General features: G+C 65.6%; 7 protein-coding genes. 4 read left to right on the forward strand and 3 right to left on the reverse strand.

The genetic code is table 11. The features are described 5' to 3' along the window. The 4 genes from RMO18_RS19640 to RMO18_RS19655 all read left to right on the forward strand — a co-directional run. The coding region (locus RMO18_RS19640) for an FAD-binding oxidoreductase (protein ID WP_309668210.1) at nt 1–1,053 on the forward strand (1,053 nt) is incomplete at its 5' end. 4 nt (nt 1,054–1,057) lie between these two features. Beyond that, entirely contained in the window at nt 1,058–1,456 is a 399-nt protein-coding gene (locus RMO18_RS19645) for a DUF4383 domain-containing protein (RefSeq protein ID WP_309668211.1), read from the forward strand. Next, nucleotides 1,453–2,499, forward strand: coding sequence for a hypothetical protein (locus RMO18_RS19650; protein WP_309668212.1), 1,047 nt, complete (start codon nt 1,453–1,455; stop codon nt 2,497–2,499). The genes RMO18_RS19645 and RMO18_RS19650 overlap by 4 nt, the downstream gene beginning before the upstream one ends. Further along, a complete protein-coding gene (locus RMO18_RS19655; protein WP_309668213.1) occupies nt 2,489–2,785 on the forward strand; it encodes a hypothetical protein in 297 nt (98 codons plus the stop codon). Before RMO18_RS19650 ends, RMO18_RS19655 begins: the two co-directional genes overlap by 11 nt. On the opposite strand, the gene RMO18_RS19660 is transcribed toward RMO18_RS19655, so the two are convergent. The 3 genes from RMO18_RS19660 to RMO18_RS19670 form a co-directional block, all read right to left on the reverse strand. Beyond that, nucleotides 2,770–3,429 (reverse strand): YggS family pyridoxal phosphate-dependent enzyme, encoded by a 660-nt coding sequence (locus RMO18_RS19660; protein WP_309668214.1) that lies wholly within the window; start codon nt 3,427–3,429, stop codon nt 2,770–2,772. The two genes, RMO18_RS19655 and RMO18_RS19660, sit on opposite strands and share 16 nt — an antisense overlap. A 97-nt stretch (nt 3,430–3,526) precedes the next feature. After that, nucleotides 3,527–4,537, reverse strand: a complete 1,011-nt coding sequence (locus RMO18_RS19665) for a porin (protein ID WP_309668215.1) — start codon at nt 4,535–4,537, stop codon at nt 3,527–3,529. A gap of 165 nt (nt 4,538–4,702) precedes the next feature. Then, on the reverse strand, nt 4,703–5,596 hold an 894-nt coding region (locus RMO18_RS19670), incomplete at its 5' end, for a porin (protein ID WP_309668216.1).

Below are 5,596 nucleotides of genomic sequence, written 5' to 3' on the forward strand. Positions count from 1 at the left end.
GATCCTTTGGGCCTGTCGCCAAAGGTGATGCAATCGAACAGCGATTTCGGCGTCGCCTCGACATTCTCGGTCAATGCGCATGGCTGGCCCTGCCCCTTCGGCCCGATGGGCTCCACCGTCCGCTCGGTCGGCATGGTGCTGGCTGATGGCACTGCCTTGCGCGCATCGCGCGCCGAAAACGCCAATATCTTCGCCGCCGCGATGGGCGGCTACGGCCTGATCGGCCTGATCACCGATCTGGAGGTGGAGGCCGCGCCGAACATGCTGCTGGAACCCACCTTCCAGAAACTGCCCGCCGCCGATTTCGCCACCGCCTTCACCGGCGTGATGGATGGCACCGTCCCCATGGCCTACGGGCGGCTCAACATCGACCGCAACGGGTTCTTCGACGACGCCATGCTGGTCACCTACCGCGAGGTTGCGGGCGACATCCCGCCTGCTGGCGGCTCGGGCCTGTTGTCCAAGGTGTCGCGACACATCTTCCGCGCCCAGCTTGGCAATGAATGGGTGAAACACCGCCGCTGGGGGATCGAGACCGGCATCGGTGCCAGCCTGCAGGGGGCGGCCAGCCGCTCCAGCCTGATGAACGAACCGGTGATCACCCTGGACGACCGCGATCCCACCCGCACCGACATTCTGCACGAATACTTCGTCGCCCCCGACCGCTTTGCCGATTTCCTCGCCGCCGCCCGCGCCATCATACCCGGCAGCTATCAAGAACTGCTGAACATCACCCTGCGCTACGTGGCCCAGGACAGCACCTCGCTGCTCAGCTACGCGCCCTCTGGCCCCCGCATCGCCTCGGTCCTTCTGTTCAGCCAGGAGATGACCGCCCGCGCCGAGGCCGATATGGCCCGGATGACGGCCGAGATGATCGAGGCTGTCATCGGCATGGGCGGCAGCTACTATCTGCCCTACCGGCTGCATGCCACGGCGGATCAGTTCGCCCGTGGCTATGCGCGCGCGGCTGAATTCGTGGCGCTGAAACGGCAGGTCGATCCGAGCCTGCGGCTGCGCAACGCGTTATGGGATACCTATATGGCGGGGATATAAGACAATGACACTGCAACAGAAAACCGCCCTTGGCTATGCTGTGATCCTGACGCTTGTCGCCTCGCTCAACTATGTGCCCATTCCCGGCATCATCGACGCCGAGGGCCGCACCTTCGGCATCTTCGCGCTGGATATCTACGACGACGCCCTGCACCTCGCCTCGGCGCTCTGGGCGCTGGCGGCGGCGCTGATCTCGGCCCGCGCGGCGCGGATGTTCCTGATCCTGTTCGGTGTGCTTTACCTTGCCGACGGGGTGCTTGGTTGCTTTGCCGGATCGGGCTTTCTGGACCTTGGCATCTTCACCTGGGGCGTGCTGGATATTCCGTTCAGCCTGAAGCTCCTCTCCAGCCTGCCGCATATCCTACTCGGCGGCCTCGCCCTCGCCGTGGGTCTGCGCCGATGAGCTGGCTCTTGCGTTGGCTCGGCCGCATTCTCCTCGCGCTAGCGCTGGTCATCGCGGGCCTGCTGTCGCCACTGGCCTACATCGAAACCATGTGCCGCCCGCAGGGCACGCCCGCCGCCCATGCTTCGCTGCTGCCCCCCGACTGGCAGCGACCCGAGGCGCGCACCCTGCTGACCTACCCCGAATGGCACATCGTCCACGCCTATGACGACTATGCCGAGGTGATCCGCACCGGCGAACCGCATCAGTTCGGCTTCCTCAGCTCGATTGGCGGCTTCTGGTCCTCGCTCTGCGCGCTGTCGCGGGCTTCGGGCGAACACGGCGGCTTTGACTGGACGACCAAGCAGACGATCTACACCATCGGCGTCAGCTTCACGACCGAGCTGCTGCTGAAAGCCGCCTACGAGGAAACGTTGGGCCGCGCCACCGCTTGGGCGCGCGGGCCCGACCACGCGCCCCTTGACGATCTTTCCGCCCGGCAGGCCAGCGATTACGCCACCTTCCTGCAGCAGGTGCCCTGGTACAAATGGGATTTCACCCGCGACGCCGCCGCGCTCGATGCCGCCGCGACCAATGCCTTGCGTGATCGTGAGAGGCGCTGGGCGCTGGGCATCGAATACCGGGTCAAGGCGGCTTACGCACAGGTGATCGAGGCTGCCGTCGCCTCGGTCGGGGCCGATCAGCTGCGCCTGCGCGCCGTGGTCACCGGCATCACTCCCGCAACCCTCGCCGCCCTGCCCGACGTGCAGGTCATCGCGGAACGCCCCGAAGGCATCGAGATTGAAGCCCCACGCTACCGCGTCTTCACCCGTCTGGCCGAAACCATCGCGGCCGAAGGTGGCAGTTTCGTCGACATCGCCGGCAATGACGACATCATGTTCACCGTGATCACCGATGCCCCCAGCATGGACGGCGCCATCCATTCTTTCGCGCGGCAGGGCAATCCGGGCTATCGGCATCTGGTGCTGTTGCCGGTGGCGGGCCTGACGGCGGCACTGCGGGCGCTGCCGCCGGGCGCGCTGGAGCATATCCATGATTACTGACCGCAGGCTCTGGCTGATCGCGCCGCCGCTGGTCCTTGCGGGCTGGATCGCGGTGCTGGCAGGCGTGATGCGCCTTGGCGGCGACGCGCCCGCCGCCTTGGTGATGCTGCCGCCACCGGGCTTTGCCAGCGCGCTGCCGGCGGGCGTGGCCATCCTCTCCGCCGGCCCCTACAGCCTGACGGTCAAGGCCGATGCGCCGGGTCTGGTGGCCGCGCTCTACGCCCTCGGCGCGCCCCTGGTGCTGCCCGCCGGGCTGACCGGCTGCCTGCCTCAGACCGCCGGATAGGCCCGCGCGCCGAAGATGGCGCTGCCCACGCGGATATGCGTGGCCCCCTGCGCAATCGCCGCCTCAAAATCACCGCTCATCCCCATCGACAGCCCGCTGAGGCCGTGATCCGCCGCCATCCGCGCCAGCATGGCGAAATGCGGTACCGGATCGTCCGCCTCGGGCGGGATGCACATCAGGCCGGCCAGCGGCAAGTCCATTGCCCGGCAATCGGCCAGAAATCCCGCCAGATCCGCCGGCAGAACCCCCGCCTTCTGCGGCTCCTGCCCGGTGTTCACCTGCACGAACAGCTGCGGACACAGCCCCCGCGCCTGCGCCAGACCGGCCAGCTTTTGCGCCAGCGACGGGCGGTCCACCGTGTGGATGGCGTCGAACAGCTCCACCGCGATCTTGGCCTTGTTGGTCTGCAACGGCCCGATCATGTGCACCTGCACCGCCCCAAACTGGCCCCGCAGCCCCGGCCATTTGCCCGCCGCCTCCTGCACGTAATTCTCGCCGAACACCCGGTGCCCTTCGGCCAGCACCGCCTCGACCCGCGCGATCGGCTGCACCTTCGACACCGCGATCAGGCTGGCCGACCCTGCCGCCCGCCCCGCCGCAGCCTCGGCTGTCCGTATCCGTTCCTTGATGTCCGCCAGACCCATGCCGCCCTCCAAATGTCCGCCAGACCCTAGCCCGGGCACCGCAAAAGAAAAGAGCGGACCCGAAGGCCCGCTCTTTCCGGTTCACAATGGGGTTCGCTTAGAAGGAGAAAGCGACACCAAGGTCGAAGGCAGTATCGTCCACCGAGGCTGCCGCACCGGTCGTGATGCTGCGCTGGACGACGCCACCCTTGACCGAGGCCCCGCCGCCGAGATCGTAGGCGGCACCCAGGCCGTAAGCGCCGATTTCGATCAGCGGCGCACCGGTCGGGTCTTCGATATTCTTGTTGCTAACAAAACCGGTGACGCCGAGCTGCCCCGTGGTGTAGGTCGCGGACAGAGCGTACTGGGTAGCGTCGGCCCGCGGCAGACCGCCAGCGTCGATGTCAGCCGCGCCATAGCGCGCCTTAACGACAATCGCGCCAAAGGTCGCGTCCGCGCCGACGATCCAGTGATAGATGTCTCCGTCCGGAAGGCCACTGGCGACCGTTTCCAGTGCTTCATATCCAGCCGACAGCTTGTAGTCGCCGAAGGTGTAGGCCGCGCCCAGGGCATAGGCACGGTCAGGGCCACCGCCGAACGGGTCGATGTAGTTCGGCTGCGTTGCCGAGGCATAGAGCGAAAGCCCGCCAGTGGAGTATTCGTAAAGGGCAGTCGGATCGCCACTCATCTGCCAGTCGGCAGCGAAGCCGATGGCCGACGCGATGGGGTCGGTGACCGTGAACCCGCCCGCACCGACGTAGATCACTTCGTTCAGGTCGCCGAGACCGGTGAGGCCCACGCCATCCACGTGACCCACCGCTTGCTGCGCCGCGCCATCAACGTCGCCCATGGTCAGTTTGCCGAATGCACCGGAAATGAACACTTCGCCAGCGGTACCGGCTTTTGCGCCCTCAGCGTTGTCAGCGCGGAACGAAGCGCCGAACGACAGGCCGCCATCGGTTTCGCCCGACATCGTGAACTTCACGCGAGCACGGCTGGTGAAGCCCATGTCGTCATCGCCGAAATTATCGATCACACCCATGCGGGCGTCGCCGGACAGGGTGATTTCTGCGGCAGCGAATCCGGAAGATGCGGCCAGAAGCGTGGTTGCAAGCAGGATGCGTTTCATTCTTGGTCTCCAATCTGAATTAACGAATGTTAGCAATTGACGCCCGCTCCGGCAATTGCCTGTCCAAAATGGTCCGGCCCAGTGGCGCATCCGCCACACCACACATTCAAAAGAAAAGAGCGGACCCGAAAGCCCGCTCTTTCCAGATCACCTGATCCCGAAGGATTAGAACGAGAACGACACACCGAGGTCGAAGGCGCTGGTGTCGCCAAGAGCGCTCGAATCCGCTTTGACGTAGCCGCCGACGACCTTGGCACCACCGCCGAGATCATAGGCTGCGCCGAGACCGTAGAAATCGCCATCATCCCCAGCGTAGCCGTCAGTACCACGGTAGTTTGACACGAAAGCGGTCAGTGTCAGCGCGTCCATCGCGTAGTCGATGGAGAGGGCGGTCTGATCCATGCCAAGGTCAGTGCCACTGTCTTCGCTATAGCGGGCGAAGCGAACCTTGGCGGTGACGGCACCGAAGGTCGCATCGGCGCCGAGGACAACCTGGGTTGCGCCGTTTCCGAAGAAGCTGGAGAAGTTGATCTTGTCAGGCCAGCCGCCGCCGGGGGTAGAGCCATCCTCGAGGGATTCGTAGCCGATGCCAAACTTGTAGGCGCCGGTCGTGTAGTTCGCGCCGACACCGTAGTTGCTGTTGCCGCCGTTGGCCTGGACCGAGAGGAACAGCCCGAGCGCGCCGGAGGAGTAGCTGTAAAGGGCCGACGGATCTTCGCCACCGAGGAGGAAGGCGAGTTCGTTGGTATCGCTGAGACCGGTCAGGCCGACGCCCGAGACGTTGCCGACAGCGGCCTGTGCAGCGCCATCGACGTCGCCCATGGCGAGCTTGCCGAAGGCGCCTGAGATGAACACTTCGCCGGCGGTGCCGCCCTTGGCATCGACAGCGTTGTCAGCGCGGAACGAAGCGCCGAACGACAATCCGCCATCGGTTTCGCCCGACATGGTGAACTTCACGCGGGCGCGGCTGGTGAATGCCGTGTCGCCCGTTCCGAAGTCATCGATGATACCCATGCGGGCGTCGCCGGACAGGGTGATTTCTGCGGCGGCAAACCCGGA

Source organism: Tabrizicola sp. (assembly GCF_031377265.1).
Taxonomy (GTDB): Bacteria; Pseudomonadota; Alphaproteobacteria; order Rhodobacterales; family Rhodobacteraceae; genus JAUYQR01.